The 17,084-nt window shown below is 75.7% G+C and carries 2 protein-coding genes; one reads left to right on the forward strand and one right to left on the reverse strand.

Going from position 1 to position 17,084, the window contains the following annotated elements; all coding sequences use genetic code 11:
• Nucleotides 1-3: 3 nt before the first annotated feature.
• Nucleotides 4-15,549, reverse strand: a complete 15,546-nt coding sequence (locus WMF33_RS37565; protein WP_437333107.1) for an SDR family NAD(P)-dependent oxidoreductase — start codon at nt 15,547-15,549, stop codon at nt 4-6.
• A gap of 842 nt (nt 15,550-16,391) precedes the next feature.
• On the opposite strand from WMF33_RS37565, the gene WMF33_RS37570 reads away from it, so the two are divergent.
• The gene (locus WMF33_RS37570; protein ID WP_437333108.1) at nt 16,392-17,018 is read left to right on the forward strand and encodes a glutathione S-transferase family protein; all 627 of its coding nucleotides are present in this window, start codon (nt 16,392-16,394) and stop codon (nt 17,016-17,018) included.
• Nucleotides 17,019-17,084 lie beyond the last annotated feature (66 nt).

The following is a 17,084-nucleotide window of genomic DNA, read 5'->3' on the forward strand; positions in this document are numbered from 1 at the left end:
CGCTCATAGCGATTTCCTCCCGCTGGCCAGCGTGAGCTCCTCGTCGAGGAGGCTCAGCAACGCACTTCCGTCGAGATCGCCGAGCGAGTCGGCGAAGGTCCGCTGGGTCACCTCCTCGGCCGGGGCGTCGGCCGCCTCGATCTCGGCGAGCAGGTGGTCGGCGAGCGACGCGATGTTCGGGTACGTGAACAGCAGCGTCGCCGAGAGGCTGAGGCCGAGGCTGGACTCGAGGCGGTTGCGGAACTCGAGGCTCGTCAGCGAGTCCATGCCGAGGCTGGCGAACACCTCGAGCGGGCCGATCGCGGCCGGCTCGACGCGGAGCACGCGGCCGAGCTGCTCCCGGAGGTGCCCTTGCAGGCGGAACCGGCGCTCCTCGGGCAGCTCCCGCTCCAGCGCCTCGCGGACCCGGACGATGTCCGACGACCTCGGCGCGGCGCGGGGGCGCTCGCGCGTGAGCCGGTCCCAGTAGCGCCACCGCGCGACGCTCGGGTAGGACTCGAGCCACCGGTGCGCGTTGAACCGGACGACCCCGATCTGGGGCACGTCCGCCGCGAACAGGCGCTCGAGCATCCGCAGCCCGTCCGCCTCGGTGAGGGTGTCCATGCCGCGGTCGCCGACGCGGCCCATGATGTCGGCCTGCCGGACCGCGATGCCCACGTCGGAGAAGAGCCCCCAGTCGATGCTCAGCGCGGGCAGCCCGAGCGCGCGCCGGTGGTGCGCGAGGGCGTCGAGGAACACGCTCGCCGCGGTGTAGTTCCCGTTGCCCGGCGCGCCGAGGAGCGAGGCCACCGACGAGTACATCACGAAGAAGTCGAGCGGCGTGCCCGCGGTCAGCTCGTGGAGGTTCCACGCGCCGTGCATCTTCGGGGCCATGGTCTTCCAGAAGCGCTCGGCGCTCTGCTCCATCACGGTGCTGTCGGCGATGACCATGGCCGCGTGCACGACCCCGCGGAGCGGCGGCCCGCCGCGGTCGATCGCCGCGAGGAGCTCGGCGACCTGCTCGCGGCGCGACGCGTCCGCCTGGGCCGCGGTCACGCGCGCGCCCCGCGCCTCGAGCGCGTCGATCGCGCGCCGCGCCTCGTCGGACGCGCCGCTGCGGCCCGCGAGCACGAGGTGGCGAGCGCCCCGGTCCACCATCCAGCGCGCGAGCGAGAGCCCGAGCCCCCCGAGCCCGCCGACGATGAGGTAGGTGCCGTCCGGCCGCAGCGCGACGCCGCCGGCGCGCCGCTCCCGCAGCGCGGCGCGCGCCAGCCGCGCGACGTAGCGCTCGCCCGCCCGGAGCGCGATGTGATCCTCGTCGTCCGTGGCGTCGAGCTCCCGGGCGAGCGAGGCGGCGTCCTCCGGCGCGCGCGCCGGGGGGAGATCCACGCGCGTGCACCGGAGCTCCGGGTGCTCGGAGGCGAGCACTCGGCCGAAGCCGAGGAGCGGCGCCTGCGACACCGACACCGGCGCGGCCTCCGCCACGGCCTGCGCGCCGCGGGTCACGAGCCACAGCCGCGGCGCGTCGCGCCACGCCCTGCGCACGAGCGCCTGCGCGAGGAACGTCGCGCTCAGCGCCCCGAGGCGCTGGTCCCGCTCCAGCGTCTCCAGCGTGACGCCGTCCGGGCCCTGCGCGCCCAGGCTCCACAGGTGCACGACGCCCCGGCACGCCGGGCCGCCGCCGAACGCGTCCTCGAGCAGGAACCGGAACGCCATCGGGTCTCGCGGGTCGAGCTCGTAGAGCCCGGCCCCGTGGCGCGCCGTGACCTCGCCGGCCACGGCGACGACGCAGGCGTCGCCCCGCGTTCGCAGGAGCTCCGCGAGCTCGGCGCCGGTCCCGGTCCGGTCCGCGAGCACGAGCCAGGCGCCACGGCGGGAGCGGCGGCCGTCGCCGTGCGCGGGCTCCGGCGCGCGGCGCTCCCACGCGACGGCGTAGAGCAGCTCGTCGTCGTCGTCCGGCGCCGCGGGGCGCCCCTCGGGCAACGGCGCCCGCGGGGCCTCGTCGATCCAGTAGCGCTCCCGCTGGAAGGGGTACGCCGGCAAGGAGACGCAGCGGCCCCCCGACGGGTGCTGGCGCGCCCAGTCCACCGGGTAGCCGCGCGCGTAGAGCGCCCCGAGCGCCTCGAGCAGGCATCGCTTCTCGTCCCGCTCCCGCCGCATCGACGGGAGCGCCGCGCCCCCGGGCGCCTTCGCGCGCAGCCCTTCCTCGATGGCGGGCGCGAGGATCGGGTGCGGGCTCATCTCGAGGAAGAGCGCGGGCCCCTCGTCCGCGAGCCGCTGCACGGCGCCCGAGAACAGCACCGGATCCCGCAGGTTCCGCGCCCAGTACGCCGGCCCGAGCTCCTCGCCGCGGCAAATCTCGCCGCTCACGGTCGAGCGCATGGGCACCCGCGCCGCCCCCGGCGCGAGCCCCTCGAGCGCCGCCCGCAGCTCGTCGAGGAGCGGATCCACCTGCGGGCTGTGCGACGCGACGTCCACCTTGACGCGGCGGCAGAACACGCCGCGCTGCGCGAGATCTGCCAGGATCTCGTCGAGCGCGAGGGGCTCGCCGGACAGCACCGTCGACCGCTCGCTGTTGCTCACCGCCACGGACACGCGGCCCGCGTACCCGGACGCCAGCTGCCGCGCCTGCTCCATCGGCAGCTCCACGAGGGCCATCGCCCCCGCGCCGCTGATGCGCCGCAGGAGCTTGCTCCGGCGGCAGACGACGCGCGCGGCGTCGTCCAGCGTCAGCGCGCCCGCGACGTGCGCCGCCGCCACCTCGCCCATGCTGTGCCCCACCACGGCGTCGGGCTCCACGCCCCACGCGCGGAAGAGCGCGGACAGGGCGACGCCGATCGCGAAGAGCGCCGGCTGCACGACGTCGATCTCCGCGAGGCGCGAGCGCTCCTCGCCGGCGTGGAGCTCCTCGAGCAGCGACCACCCCGCCTCGCGCGCGATCGCCGCGTCGCACGCGGTGAGGGCCTCGCGGAAGACCGGCTCCTCGGCGAGGAGCTGCCGCCCCATCCCCGGCCACTGCGAGCCCTGGCCCGGGAACACGAACACGACCCGGGGCCGCGCCCCCGCGCGCGCGTCGCCGCGGGCGACGCCGGCGGCCTCCTCGCCTCGCCCGCAGGCCGCGAGCAGCGCGGCGAGCTCCTGCCGCGAGCCGCCGGCGACGGCCAGCCGGTGCTCGTGGTGGACGCGCCGCACGCTCGCGGTGTACGCGACGTCGGCGAGATCCGCGGGAGCTCCGGAGGGGTCCTCCAGGAAGCGCCGGTACGCCTCGGCCAGGGCCGAGAGCGCGGCCGGGCTCCGCGCGGAGAGGGGGAGCAGCACGACGGACGCGCGGCCTTCCGGCGCGGGCGCGGCGGGCGGCGGCTCTTGCAGCACGACGTGCGCGTTGGTGCCGCTGATGCCGAAGGAGCTCACCCCCGCGATCCGCGGCGCGCCGCCGGACGGCCACGGCAGCGGCGCCGCCGGGACGGCGAACGGCGTGCCCTCGAGCGAGATCCGCGGGTTCAGCGTCTGGAAGTGGAGGTGCCTCGGGATCAGCTCGTGGCGCAGCGAGAGCACGACCTTGATGAACCCCGCCACCCCCGCCGCCGCCTCCAGGTGGCCGATGTTCGTCTTCACCGAGCCGATCCAGCAGGGCAGCCCGTCGGGCCGCGGCCCGCCCAGCACCTCTTTCAGGGCCGTGAGCTCGATCGGATCGCCGAGCGAGGTGCCGGTGCCGTGCGCCTCGACGTAGCCCACCTGCGACGGCGAGACGCGGGCGCTCTCCAGCGCCCGCCGCAGCAGCGCCTGCTGCGAGAGCACGTTCGGCGCCGTCATCCCCGACGAGCGCCCGTCCTGGTTGACGGCCGAGCCCCGGACCAGCGCCCAGATCCGGTCGCCGTCCCGCTGCGCGTCCGAGAGCCGCTTGAGCACGACCATGCCGCAGCCCTCGGACCGCACGTACCCGTTCGCGGCGGCGTCGAACGTCTTGCACCGGCCGTCGGGCGAGAGCGCGTTGGTCTGGCCCATCAGGCTCATCGTCAGCGGGGAGAGGATGAGGCTGACGCCCCCCGCGAGCGCCATGTCGCTCTCGCCGCTCCGGAGGCTCTGGCAGGCGAGGTGGATCGCGACCAGCGAGGAGGAGCACGCCGTGTCCACGGTCATGCTCGGCCCCTCGAGCCCGAACACGTAGGACAGGCGCCCCGCGGCGGTGCTCGCCAAGGTTCCGGTCGCGCAGTAGGCGTCGAGCTGCCGCGGATCGAGCGAGGCGACGCGGTGCTGGTAGTCCTGGGCCGCCATGCCGACGAACACGCCGGTCCGGCTGCGGAGGAGCCGATCGGCCGGCTGCCCCGCGTCCTCGAACGCCTCCCAGGCCACCTCGAGGAGGAGGCGCTGCTGCGGATCCAGGCTCATGGCCTCGCGCGGCGAGATCCCGAAGAAGCGCGCGTCGAACCCGTCGACGCTGTCCAGCAGCCCGGCCCAGCGCGTCCCCGGCGGCCCGTCGGGGATCGCGTCGTCGGGCCACCGGGCCGCGGGGATCCGCTGGATGGCGTCGACGCCGTCCTCCAGCGCGCGCCAGAACGCCTCGGGATCGTCGCCGCCGCCGGGCAGCCGGCACGCGAGGCCGACGACGGCGATCGGCTCGACGTCCGGCGCCGCCGCGGGCTGCGCCGGCGCGGGCTGCGCCGGCGCAGGCGCGGGCTGGGCGCCGGCGCCGAGCTGCTCGACGAGGTACGCCGAGAGCCCGGCGACGTGGGGGTAGGTCCAGAGCAAGGTCGACGGCAGCGAGAGCCCCAGGCCGGCCTCCAGGCCGTTGCGCAGCTCCAGGCTCATCAGCGAGTTGATGCCGAGATCGTTGAGCGGGACGTGCCGGTCGATCGAGCCCGGATCGAGCCGCAGGACGCGGGCCGCGACCTCCCGGACGAAGCCCTCGACCAGCGCGGGCCGCTCCTCCGGCGCCGCGCCGTCGAGCGCCGCCCGCAGGCGCGAGACCTCGGGGGCGCGCGGCTTCGCGCGATCGCCCTCCCGGCGCAGCTGCTCCCAGAACGGCGACGCGGCGGCGGTCGGGTAGAACTCGAGCCACCGGCGCAGGTCGAACCGCAGCACGCCGGCCTGGGCCGCGCCTGCGCCGAGCAGGCGCTCCAGCGCGGCCAGCGCGTCCGCCTCGGTGAGGAGCCCCGCGCCCCCGCGCGAGAGGCGCGCCGCGGCGCCGTGGCGCCCCTCCTCGGCGAAGAGGCCCCAGTCGACGGTCAGCGCGGGCAGCCCCAGGGAGCGCCGGTGGTGCGCGAGCGCGCCGACGAACGCGTCGGCCGCCGCGGCGGAAGCGTCGCCGGGTGCGCCGAGGAGCGGCATCGCCGAGGCGTGCAGGAGGAAGAGGTCGAGCGGCCTGCCCGCGGTCGCCTCGTGCAGGCTCCACGCCCCGCGCGCCCGCGAGGCGGCCGCCGTGAAGGCGCCGCGCGCGTCGCGCTCCGGCGCGGCGCCGCCCGCGACCTCCGGCGCGGCGCCGCCCGCGGCCGGCGCCGCGTGGACGACCCCCCGGAGCGCGCCGAACCGCTGCTCGATCTCTGCCACGACCTCGGCCGCGCGCGTCGGCTCGACCACGTCGACCTCGGCCGCGATCACCTGAGCGCCCGCCGCTTCCATCGCGGCGATCGCGCCCCGCGCCGCCTCCGCGGCGCCGCCCGCGCCGGTGAGCAGGAGGTGGCGGGCGCCCTTGTCCACCATCCACCGCGCGAGCGAGAGGCCGAACCCCTCGAGGCCTCCGGCGATGAGGTAACCGCCGTCGGCGCGGAAGCTCTCGCCCGCGCCGGCGCGGGCCCCGGGGACGCCGCGCGCGAGGCGCGCCACGTACCGCGCCTCGCCGCGGAGCGCGATCCGGTCCTCGCGATCGGCGGCGTCGAGCTCCCGGAGCAGCGCGGCGGCGTCGCCGGCCGCGGGGGTCGGGCTCAGGTCGACGCGCTTGCACCGGAGCGCCGCGTGCTCGGCCGAGAGCACGCCGCCCACGCCCCAGAGTGGCGCCTGGGCCACGGACACCGGCGCCGGCTCGGCCACGGCCTGCGCCCCGCGGGTGACGAGGCAGAGCTGCGGCGCGTCGCGCCACCCCCTGCGCGAGAGCGCCTGCGCCAGGGACAGCGCGCTCAGGCCCGCGAGGCGCACGTCGCCCTCGATCGTCTCCGGCGTCGTCGCCTCGGCCGCCGCGGCGTCCAGGGCGAGCAGGTGCACGACGCCTCGGCACGCCGCGTCGCCCGGGAACGCGTCGTCGAGGAGCGCCGACAGCGCGGCGCCGTCCGAGGGGTCCACCTCGTAGCGCCCGTCGCCCAGCCGCGCGTAGCGCCCGTCCCCGACGCGCGCGACGCGCACGCACGCGTCGCCGCGCTGGTCGAGGAGCGCGGCCAGCGCCTCGCCCACACCGGCCCGATCCAGGAGCAGGAGCCACGCGCCGCGCGGCGGGCGCGAGGCCGCGGGCGGGCGCGCGGGCTCGCCGCGGCGCCAGGCGACGGCGTAGAGCAGCTCCTCCGCGACCCCGGTCGCCTCGGCGGCCGCCGAGCGCCAGGGCGCGGCGCCCTCGATCCAGTACCGCTCCCGCTGCCAGGGATACGCCGGCAGCGGCACGCAGCGCCCGCCCGACGGATACTGCAGCTTCCAGCGCACCGGATGGCCGTGGGCGTAGAGGGCCCCGAGCGCCCAGAGCACGCTCCGCCGCTCTCCCTGGTCGCGCCGCATCGTGGGGAGCGCCTTCCCCCCCGTGCCCCGCTCCGACAGGAGCTGCTGGAGGTTGGCCAGGAGCACCGGGTGCGGGCCGACCTCCAGGAAGATCTCGTGGCCGTCCGCCCACGCCGCGGAGACGGCCCGGGCGAGCTGCACGGGCTCGCGGATGTTCCGGGCCCAGTACCCCGCGTCGAGCGGCTCGCGATCGAGGCGCTCGCCCGTCACCGTGCTGTACATCGCGATCGACGGCCGGCCCGCCGCGACGTCGCCCAGCGCGCCCCGGAAATCCCGCTGGAGCGGCTCCATCTGCGGGCTGTGGAAGGCGTAGTTGACCCGCAGCATCCGGCAGGGCACCTGCCTCGCGCGCAGGCCCGAGAGGACCTCCTCGAGCGCGGCCGCGTCGCCGGAGAGCACCACGGAGCGCGCGTCGTTGATCGCCGCGATGGAGATCCGGTCCGCGCGCCCCTCCAGGGCGGCCGCCGCCTCGTCCTCGGACAGCGCGACGGAGGCCATCTTCCCGAGGCCCGTGGCGCGCTGCATGATCCGCCCGCGGATCGTCACGAGCCGGATCGCCTCGTCCAGGCCGAGGACGCCGGCGACGTGCGCGGCCGCGACCTCGCCCACGCTGTGGCCGATCACCGCGTCGGGCGCGACGCCGAGCGATCGCCACAGCGCGGCCAGGGCCACCTGCACGGCGAAGATCGCCGGCTGGGCGACCTCGGTCTGATCCAGCCGCGAGGTCGCCTCGGGGGCGGCGAGCTCGGCGAGCAGCGAGAAGCCCGCGTGCCGCTGCACGAGCGGCTCGCACGCCTCGAGCGCCGCGCGGAAGGCGGGCTCCTCGGCGAGGAGCTCTTGCCCCATCCCCAGCCACTGCGAGCCCTGCCCGGAGAACACGAACACCACCTGGGGCTGCCGCCCGAGCACCGTCTGGCCGCTCGCCGCGGCGGGGTGCGCTTCGCCCCGCGCGTGCGCGCCGAGCGCCTCGGCGAGCTCCTCGCGGGACCGGCCCACCACCGCGAGCCGGAACTCGTGGTGGCGGCGCCGCACGCTCGCCGTGTACGCGATGTCCGCGAGCCGCGCGTCGGGCGGCGCGCCGCCGAGGAAGCGCTCGTAGGCCTCGGCCAGGGCGGCGAGCGCCCGGGGGGACCTCGCCGACAGGGGCAGCAGCGTGAGCGGGGCGTCCGGGAGCGCGGGCGGCTCGGGGACCTCCGGCGCCTCCTCCAGCACGAGGTGGGCGTTGGTCCCGCTCATCCCGAACGAGCTCACGCCCGCGCGGCGGGGGCGCTCCCCGCGGCGCCACGGCTCGGCCGCCGTGGTCACCTCGATCGGGAGCTCGGCCCACGGGATGCGCGGGTTGAGCGCGCGCGCGTGCAGCTGCGCCGGCAGCGCGCCGTGCCCCAGCGACAGCACCACCTTCATCACGCCGGCCACGCCCGCCGCCGACTCGAGGTGGCCGAGGTTCGTCTTCACCGACCCGATCTTGAGCGGCCGGCCGCCGGGCCTCCCCTCGCCGTAGACCGCCGCGAGCGCCTCGACCTCGATGGGATCGCCGAGCGCCGTCCCGGTGCCGTGCGCCTCGACGTAATCGATGTCGCCGGGCGAGAGCCCCGCGATCGAGAGCGCCGCGCGCACGACCGCCTCCTGCGCCTTGCCGTTCGGCACGGTGATGCCGGCGCTGCGGCCGTCGCTGTTCACGGCCGAGCCGCGGATCACCGCCAGGATGCGGTCGCCGTCGCGCGCCGCGTCCGACAGGCGCTTCAGCACGACCATGCCGCAGCCCTCGCCGCGGCCGTACCCGTCCGCGTCCGCGGAGAACGTCTTGCACCGCCCGTCCGGCGCCAGCGCGTGGAGGCGCGACAGGTACACGCTGAGGTGCGGGGCCAGCATCAGCTGGACCCCGCCCGCGACCGCCACCCGGCACTCGCCCGCCCACAGGCTCCGGCACGCGAGGTGGATCGCCGTCAGCGACGACGAGCACGCCGTGTCGACGGCCATGCTCGGCCCCTCGAGCCCGAGCGCGTGCGAGAGCCGGCCCGCGGAGAAGCTCGTGAGCGTCCCCGAGAGCGTGTAGGCGTCCAGCGCCTCGAGATCCGCGTGCGTCCGCTGCAGGATGCCGTAGTCGCTCGGCCCGATCCCGACGAAGACGCCCGTCAGCGGCTGCTCGCCGGGCACCACGCCCGCGTCCTCCATGGCCTCCCAGATGACCTCGAGCAGCAGCCGGTGCTGCGGATCGAGGTGGACCGCCTCCCGCGGCGCGATCCCGAAGAAGCGCGCGTCGAACCGATCCGGCGCCGCGGCCAGGAAGCCGCCCTCCCGGACGTACATCTTGCCGGCCGCGTCCGGATCGGGGTCGTAGTACGCCGCGGCGTCCCAGCGGTCCGCCGGGATCGGCCCCACGGCGTCGACCCGCTGCTCGAGCAGCCGCCAGAACTCCTCCGGGGTCTCCACGCCGCCCGGCAAGCGGCACCCCATCCCCACGATCGCGATCGGCTCGTCGCCGGCCACGGCGCGCCCTCCGACGTCGCTCGACGCCGCGCCGCCCGCGCCGTCCGCGCCGTCCGCGCCCGCGCGCTCCTCGGCCTCCGGAGGCGCGGCGTCGCCCGGCAGGCTCGGCGACAGCTCCTCGAGCAGGAAGTCGGTCATCGCGACGACGTTCGGGTGGTTGAACGTCACGCTCGACGACAGCGTCCGGCCGAGCGCGCGGCCCAGGCGCTGGCACAGCTTCACGGCCATCAGCGAATCCATGCCGAGGTCGAAGAAGCCCCGGGTCGGGCTCACCTCGTCGGCCTCGGCGAACCCCAGCGTCTCGGCGACCGAGGCCTGGATCCATCGCTGGAGCGTCCGGCGCCGCTCCCGCGGCGGCGCCGCCGCGAGCTCGTCGAGGAGGGCGGGCGCGGCGGCGCCCGGGGCGGGCCCTTCGGCGCGCGGCACCTCCGAGAGCAGCGGGCGGGGGCCGCTGCTCTCGATCACCGAGCAGAACCTCGCCCAGTCGACGTCGGCCACGACCACCTGCGCCGCCCCGGCGGTCAGACAGAAGGACAGCGCCGCCAGGGCCTGCTCCGGGCCGAAGGCCCGCACCCCGCGCTCCCCGAACAAGGCGATCACGCCGGTCGCCATGCCGCCGCCGCGCCACGGCCCGAAGCTCACGGCGACCGCGGGCGCCCCCGCGGCGCGGCGCTCCCGGACGAGCGCGTCCTGGAACGCGTTCGCCGCCGCGTAGCTGGCGTGCCGCACCGCTCCCCACACCGAGGCGATCGACGTGAAGCAGACGAACGCGTCGAGGGGCCGGTCGCGCGTCAGCGCGTCGAGCACCGAGGTCCCGTGGACCTTCGGCGAGAGCACCCGGCGGAGCCCCGCGCTGTCCAGGGCCGAGAGCGGCGTCTCATCGGCGACACCCGCCAGATGAAACACCGCGGAGAGCGGCGGCAGGCGGGCGTCGATGTCCGCGAGCACGGCGGCCATCGCCCCCGCGTCGGCGACGTCGGCCTGCGCGACGGTCACGCCCGCCCCGAGCGCCTCGAGCGACGCGAGGAAGTCGCGGTCGTCGGCCGACGCGCCCCTGCGGCTCGTGAGCACGAGGTGCCGCGCGCCCCGCTGCGCCGCCCACCGCGCGACATGCCTGCCCAGCGCGCCGAGCCCCCCGGTGATGAGCGCCGTGCCCGACGTGGACCAGGCCGGCGCACCGGCCGGCGCTCCGTCCGGCGTTCCCGCGCAGCGCACGAGCCGCTCCACGAACCGCCCCGACGGCCTGAGCGCGACGTGGTCCTCGCCGTCGGGGGTCAGCACCTGGGCCAGGAGCGCGGGGACATCGTGCTCCCCTGGAGAAGACGCCAAGTCGACGAGCCCTCCCCAGACCTCCGGATGCTCGAGCGCCAGGGTCCGGCCAAACCCCCAGAGCGCCGCCTGCGCGGGCGCCGTGACCGGGTCGCCCGCGCCCACGGACACCGCCCCGCGGGTCACGAACCAGAGCCGCGGCCGCTCGCCTCGCTGTGCCTGCAGGACAGCGCGCAGCAAGGCCGGCGCGCTCTCGACGCCTCGCGCGAGCGCGGCGCCCAGCGCGTCCTCGCCCTGCGGTGCGGCGCCGAGGCTCCACAGGTGGACCACGCCGCGCACCGGCCCGCGCTCGGCCGCGCGCTCCGACCACCACGACCCGAGGCTCTCCGGCGTCGGATCGCTGGCCCACACATGCTCTGCCAGGCGCCGCACGGCGGTCCCCAGGCGGAGCCGGGAGCACGTCGCGCCCGACGCCTCGAGCGCGTCCGCCAGCCTGTCCCCGATGCCCCCGTCGTCGACGAGCACGACCCAGTGCCCGGGCGTGGACGGGCGCGGGCGCGGCGGCAGGGGCCGCGGCTTCCACGCAAGCTCATGGAGCCACGGCTGGATCTCCGCCTCCGCGCGCTCCTGGTCCACCTTGGCCCGCAGCGCGTCGAGCACCCGGCCGACGACGCCGAGCTCCTCGGCCGACAGCGTCGCCGAGAGCCCGAGCTGCGCCGCGAAGGCCGCCGCGTCCGCCGACCGCAGGAGCGACGGGAGCGCCGGAGGGGGCGCGCCCGGCGCCGCGCGCCGCCGCGCGTCCCCCGGCGCCTCCAGCCAGTATCGCTTGCGCTGCCACGGATAGCCCGGCAAGGACACGCAGCGCCCGCCCGTCGGATACATCCGGGCCCATTCGACCGGGCACCCGCGCGTATAGAGGGCGCCCAGCGACTCGAGCAGGCAGCGCCGCCCGTCGCGACCCCGGCGCAAGGTCGGGGCGACCAGCCCGTCGACGCCTCGCGCCGAGAGGCACCGCTGCACGCTGGCCGAGAGCACGGGGTGCGGCCCCACCTCCAGGAAGAGCTGGTGTCCGGCGGTCATCGCGCTGTCGAGCGCACGCGCGAGCAGCACCGGCTCCCGGAGGTTCCTCGCCCAGTAGGACGCGTCGAGCGCCTCGCCGCCGATGCCCTCGCCCGTCACGGTGCTCACCATGAGCCTGTCCGTGCGGCGCAGCGCGATGTCCCCGAGCGCGCTCGCGAGCTCCCCACGGAACGGCTCCATCTGGGGGCTGTGGAACGCGTAGTTCACCGGCAGCTCGCGGCACTCCACCCGGGCGCGCCGGAGCTCCGCCACCACCTCGCCGAGCGCCGCCGCGTCCCCGGACAGCACGACCGAGCCGGGATCGTTGACGGCGGCGATCGAGAGCCGCCCCTCGTATCCTTCGAGCGCGCGCGCCGCCTGCTCCGGGGACGCCTGGACGGAGACCATCTTCCCCAGGCCCGCCGCCCGCTGCATGAGCCGCCCCCGGTGGTGGACGATGCGCACCGCCTCTTCCAGCCCGAGCGCCCCGGCGACGTGCGCCGCCGCGAGCTCCCCGACGCTGTGCCCGATCACGGCGTCGGCGGTGATCCCCCAGGAGCCGAGGAGCGCCGCGAGCGCGACCTGCACCGCGAAGAGCGCGGCCTGGGCCACCTGCGTCTCCTGGAGGCGGGAGGTGGCCTCGGGCGCGCTCAGCGCCTCCAGCAGCGACCAGCCCGCGTGCGCCTTCAGCAGCGCGTCGCACGCCTCCACCACGCCCCGGAAGACCGGCTCCTCCTGGAGCAGCGTCCACCCCATCCCCGGCCACTGCGATCCCTGGCCCGAGAACACGAACACCACCCTGGGATGCGGCCCCGGCGCCACCTCGCCACGCGCGACGCTGGCGTGCGTCGCCCCGCGCAGGGAGGCTTCGAGGGCGCCGGCCATCTCGTCCCGCGAGGCGCCCACGACCGCCAGCCGGTGCTCGTGATGGCTGCGCCGGACGCTCGCCGTGTAGCAGACGTCGCGCAGCAGGGCTCCGCCCTGCGCCCGCAGCCGGGGCGCCATCGACGCCGCAAGCTCCCGGAGCGCCTGCGGGGAGCGCGCCGACAGCACGAGCAGCTCGGCGGAGGTGGCCTCGCGCGCCGGCGCCCTCTGCGGCTGAGAGGCCGCCTGCGGCTCGGGTCCGTTCAGCCACGGCAACGACGCCACGAGCGCGTCCGGCGCGCCGGCGCCGGACGGAGCCAGCCTTGGCCATGCGACGGGCGCGCCGGCCGTGTACAGGGCGCCGAGCGAGCCGAGCAGGGTCGCCCGCGCCGGCTTCTCGCGCCGCAGCGACGGCACCACGAGGCCGCTTCGCCCGAGGTGAGCGAGGCTCGCCGTGACGGCGTGCGCGAGCACGGGGTGGGGGTTCACGTCGACGAAGGCGCCGTGGCCGTCCTCGACGAGCCGCTCGACGGCGGCGGAGAAGAGCACCGGCTCCCGCAGGTTGCGCGCCCAGTACGCGGGGCCGAGCGCGTCGCCCTCACAGCGAGCCCCCGTCACGGTGGAGTAGAACGGGATCGCGCCGCGCCGCGGGGAGATCTCCTGCACCGCCCGCGCGAGCTCCGGACAGAGCGCGTCCATGTGCGGGCAGTGAGAGGCGCAGTTCACGCGGATGCGCCTGCACGCCACCTGCCGGCCGGCGAGCTCGTCGAGGAGCTCCGTGAGCGCCCCGGCGTCGCCCGAGACCAGGGTGGCGCTCGGGCTGCTGCTGCCGGCGATCCAGAGGCGGCGCTCGTGTGGCTCGTGGCGATCGAGCGCCCGCTCCGTCTCGGCGACGGAGAGCTCCACGAGGGCCATCCCGCCGGCGCCGCTCGCCTGCTCTAGCAGACGACCTTGAACGCAGATGATCCGCGCCGCGTCCTCGAGGCTCAGCGCGCCGGCCACGTGCGCCGCGGCGACCTCGCCGAGACTCTGTCCGGCGACGGCGTCCGGCTCGATGCCCCAGGATCGCCACAGCGCCGCGAGCGCGACCTGGATCGCGAAGATGGCCGGCTGGACGACATCGGTTGCGTCGAGCAGGCGCGGGCTCCCCGCCGTCAGCGCGGTCAGGAGCGAAAAGGGCGCGTGCGGCCGCATCGCCTCGTCGCACCGCAGGAGCGCCGCGCGAAACACCGGCTCTTCGCGCAGGAGGTCGCGCCCCATGCGGAGCCACTGCGACCCCTGGCCGCCGAACAGGAAGGCGACCTTCGGCCGCTGCGCGCCCGCCACGCCGATCGAGGCGCCGGGCCGGTCGGGCGCGCCCGCGTCGCCGAGGGCGCGCAGGCGCGCGTCCAGCTCGTCATAAGAAGAGACGGTCAGCGCGAGCCGGTGGTCGTCCTGGCTGAGCCGCGCCGCGGCCGCGGCGCACAGCGCGGGGAGCGGCGGCCGCTCGCCGGGCGAGGCGGCAAGCGCATGGACCTGCGCGACCAGCGCCGAGAGCGCCCCGGCGCTCGGCGCCGAGAGCGGCAAGAGGAGCGTCCGGTCGCGGCGCATGCCCTCGAGCACGACGTGGCAGTTGGTCCCGCCGAAGCCGAAGGAGCTGACCCCGGCGAGGGCCTCCCCGTGGGCCCTCTCCGGCCAGGGCTCCGCCGCGCGCTGCACCGCGAGCCGCAGCTCGTCGAGCGGGATGTGCGGGTTGGGCCGCTCGAAATGGAGGATCGGCTGGAGCTCCCGGTGCTGCATCGAGAGCGCGACGCGGATGAGCCCGGCGATCCCCGCGGCGGCCTCGAGGTGGCCGATGTTGGTCTTCACCGATCCGATCCGGAGCGGCCGCTCCGGCGGGCGGTCCGCGCACAGGACGGCGCTCAGCGCCCTCGCCTCGATCGGATCCCCGAGGATCGTGCCGGTGCCGTGGGCCTCGACGTAATCGACCTCCTCCGGCTTCACCCCCGCGCGCGCGTACGCCTCGCGGAGGACCGCCTCCTGCGCCTTCGGGTTCGGCGCGGCCAGCCCGTTGCTGAACCCGTCGTTGTTGACGGCGCTCCCGCGGATCACGCAGTAGATGACGTCGCCGTCCGCGAGCGCGCGGGAGAGCGGCTTGAGCACGACCACCCCGCCGCCCTCGCCGCGGGCGTAGCCGTTCGCGCGCGCGTCGAACGCCTTGGAGCGGCCGTCGGGCGAGAGCGCCCCGAACTTGGACATCGCCACCGTGCTCTCGGGGGCGAGGATCAGGTTCACGCCGCCGGCGAGCGCGAGATCGCACTCGCCGAGTCGCAGGCTCTGGCACGCGAGGTGAACCGCCACGAGGGACGAGGAGCAGGCGGTGTTCACATGAAGGCTGGGCCCCTGCAGGCCCAGCGCGTAGGACACCCTCGCAGGGATGATGCTCAGGTCCTGTCCCGTGGCGGTGTGCTGGGCGATCGCCTCGATATCGCCGCGAGGCCCCCTCGCGTAATCGCTCCACGTCGCGCCGAAGAACACGCCGGTCTGGCTTCCCTTGAGCCCCCGGGGCGCCACGCCGGCGTCTTCCAGCGACTCCCACGAGAGCTCGAGCATCAGCCGCTGCTGAGGGTCCATCTGCACGGCCTCGCGCGGGGAGATATCGAAGAACTGCGGGTCGAACTGGTCGACCTGCTCCAGGAACCCGCAGCAGCGCGTGCTCATCTTCCCGGGGGCGCCCGGATCCGCGCTGTAATACGCGTCGACGCTCCACCGCTCCCGGGGGACCTCCCCGATGGCGTCCACCCCGCCCCGCAGCAGCCGCAAGAAGGCGTCCCGGTCCGGCGCTCGCGGGAACCGGCAGGCGACACCGACGATGGCAATCGGCTCGGCGCCCCGCGTCCCGTGGGCCTCGTCGCCCGGGCGCGCGCCGCGAGGAGCGGGCGACCGCTCCGGCTCCCCGACCACGTGGCGCGCCAGCGACTCGATCGTGGGGCACTCCCATATCAGCGTCGGGTGGAGCCGGCGCCCGATGGCGCTCCCCAGCTCGGCGAGCAAGCCCGTGGCAGCCATGGAGTCGAGCCCGCAATCGCTGAACCGCGCGCCGGGGTCGATCGACCTTGGCGACGCGCCCGAGCGCTCCGCGATCCTCTCCGTGAGCCATTCCTGCACCTCAGCAAGGGTGCAGAGCTGCTTCCGTGATTCGCGCGACATAGCCGTCTCCTTCAGGCAGGGCGTAAAAACATCGCCTCCGCGGAACCCCCCAGTACCGGCCGGATCTCAGGGCTCAGACACCGAATGCACAGCGCCTCGCCATAACGAACATTACAGGAAATAAGTCGCTTACGCAAGGTTAGTAAAATGTGTTGCCCGGCAGTAATCAAACGAACGTCCGTGAATACGCGGGCAGAAATTGACGAGGATCGGCGCAGGATCCGTGGATCAAATCGAGTCCATCTCTCTGGGCGTCGCTCCGCGTCGCGACGACGTCGGAGGTGCTCACGGGCTTGCCGGAGAGGGCGCGCTGCGCCGCGCTCCCGGCGGGAGGCGAGGCAGTCGCGCGCTTCGGGGCGCTCCGGGCGCCCTGGCTCTTAGCGCGAGTTACCGTCGAACAGTGACGTACAGATTACAAGCTACTGGAACAGCACAAGCGCGCCATTGTCAATCATCTCCGCACCTTGCAGCGAAAGGCGTGAGGCTCCGACAAGCGCAGCCGATGTGCGCGCCATCCCCTCACCGAGGCTCGCTGCGCGGGAGCCAGATGCCGAATGGGATGGTTCGAGTGCGGCCCCTTCGACGCCCGGGCCGCCGGAGCGGCGCCCCCACGGGTACGCGGCCGCTGTCGTCGGGCTCAGCGGTCCTCCCGCCGGAGGCCAGGACCCGCGGAGGATCGCCCACCTCGGGGGCCCCAAACCGCCGTCGAATTCTTGCTCCCCATGGCAAATGCCGCGCATCTGCCTCAGCAGCGGGCTCGGAGCCAGCCTGGCGTTCCGCCGCACGCCGCGCGTGACTCTGGCGACTCGGATCCACTACAAGGGGCGCCGGAGGCCAACACCATGTCCATCACGTTCTACTACTCCCCGCAGTCCAGCGCGGGTCGCGTCCTCGTATCGCTCGCCGAGCTCGGCGTCCCCTACGAGGGCGTCCGGCTCGACCTGCGCGCCGGCGACCAGAGGAAGCCGGAGTTTCTCGCCATCAACCCGAATGGCAAGGTGCCGACCATCGTGATCGACGGCACCCCGGTGTTCGAGTCGGTGGCGATCCAGATCGCCCTCGGCGAGCGCTACGGCGTGCAGAAGGGCCTGTGGCCGGCGCCCGGCTCGCCCGAGCAGCTCACGGCGCTGAGCTGGCTCGTGTGGGGCCAGGTCAGCCTCACCGGCGCGCTGTTCCGCTACATGGCGAACACGAGCGACTACTTCCCCAAGGAGATGCACCACGAGAAGCAAGCCGAGCACGCCTTGACCGAGCTGCGCGGCCTGCTCCGCATCCTCGACGAGCGCCTCGCCGGCCGCCCCTACCTCCTCGGCGAGCGCTGTACCCTGGTGGATCTCGACCTCGCGGCCATGCTCGGCTGGGGCCTGATGGCGGCCAAGATCGACTACGCCGAGCAGAAGAACCTGCAGGGCTGGCTCGGCCGCATCATGGAGCGCCCGGCCATCAAGGCGGCGATGGCCCAGACCTGAGCCCCGGGCGCCTCGCTCGCCCGGGCGGGCGAGGCGCCCCCTCCCCGACGCCCGCGCGGCTTCGAC

The organism is Sorangium sp. So ce394 (genome assembly GCF_051474665.1).
In the GTDB taxonomy this organism is placed as follows: Bacteria; Myxococcota_A; Polyangia; order Polyangiales; family Polyangiaceae; genus Sorangium; species Sorangium cellulosum_D.

Excerpts from the sequence above, each read along its gene's own strand:
- WMF33_RS37565 (WP_437333107.1), bottom strand. The coding sequence starts at position 15,549 with ATGTCGCGCGAATCACGGAAGCAGCTCTGCACCCTTGCTGAGGTGCAG.
- WMF33_RS37570 (WP_437333108.1), top strand. The coding sequence starts at position 16,392 with ATGTCCATCACGTTCTACTACTCCCCGCAGTCCAGCGCGGGTCGCGTC.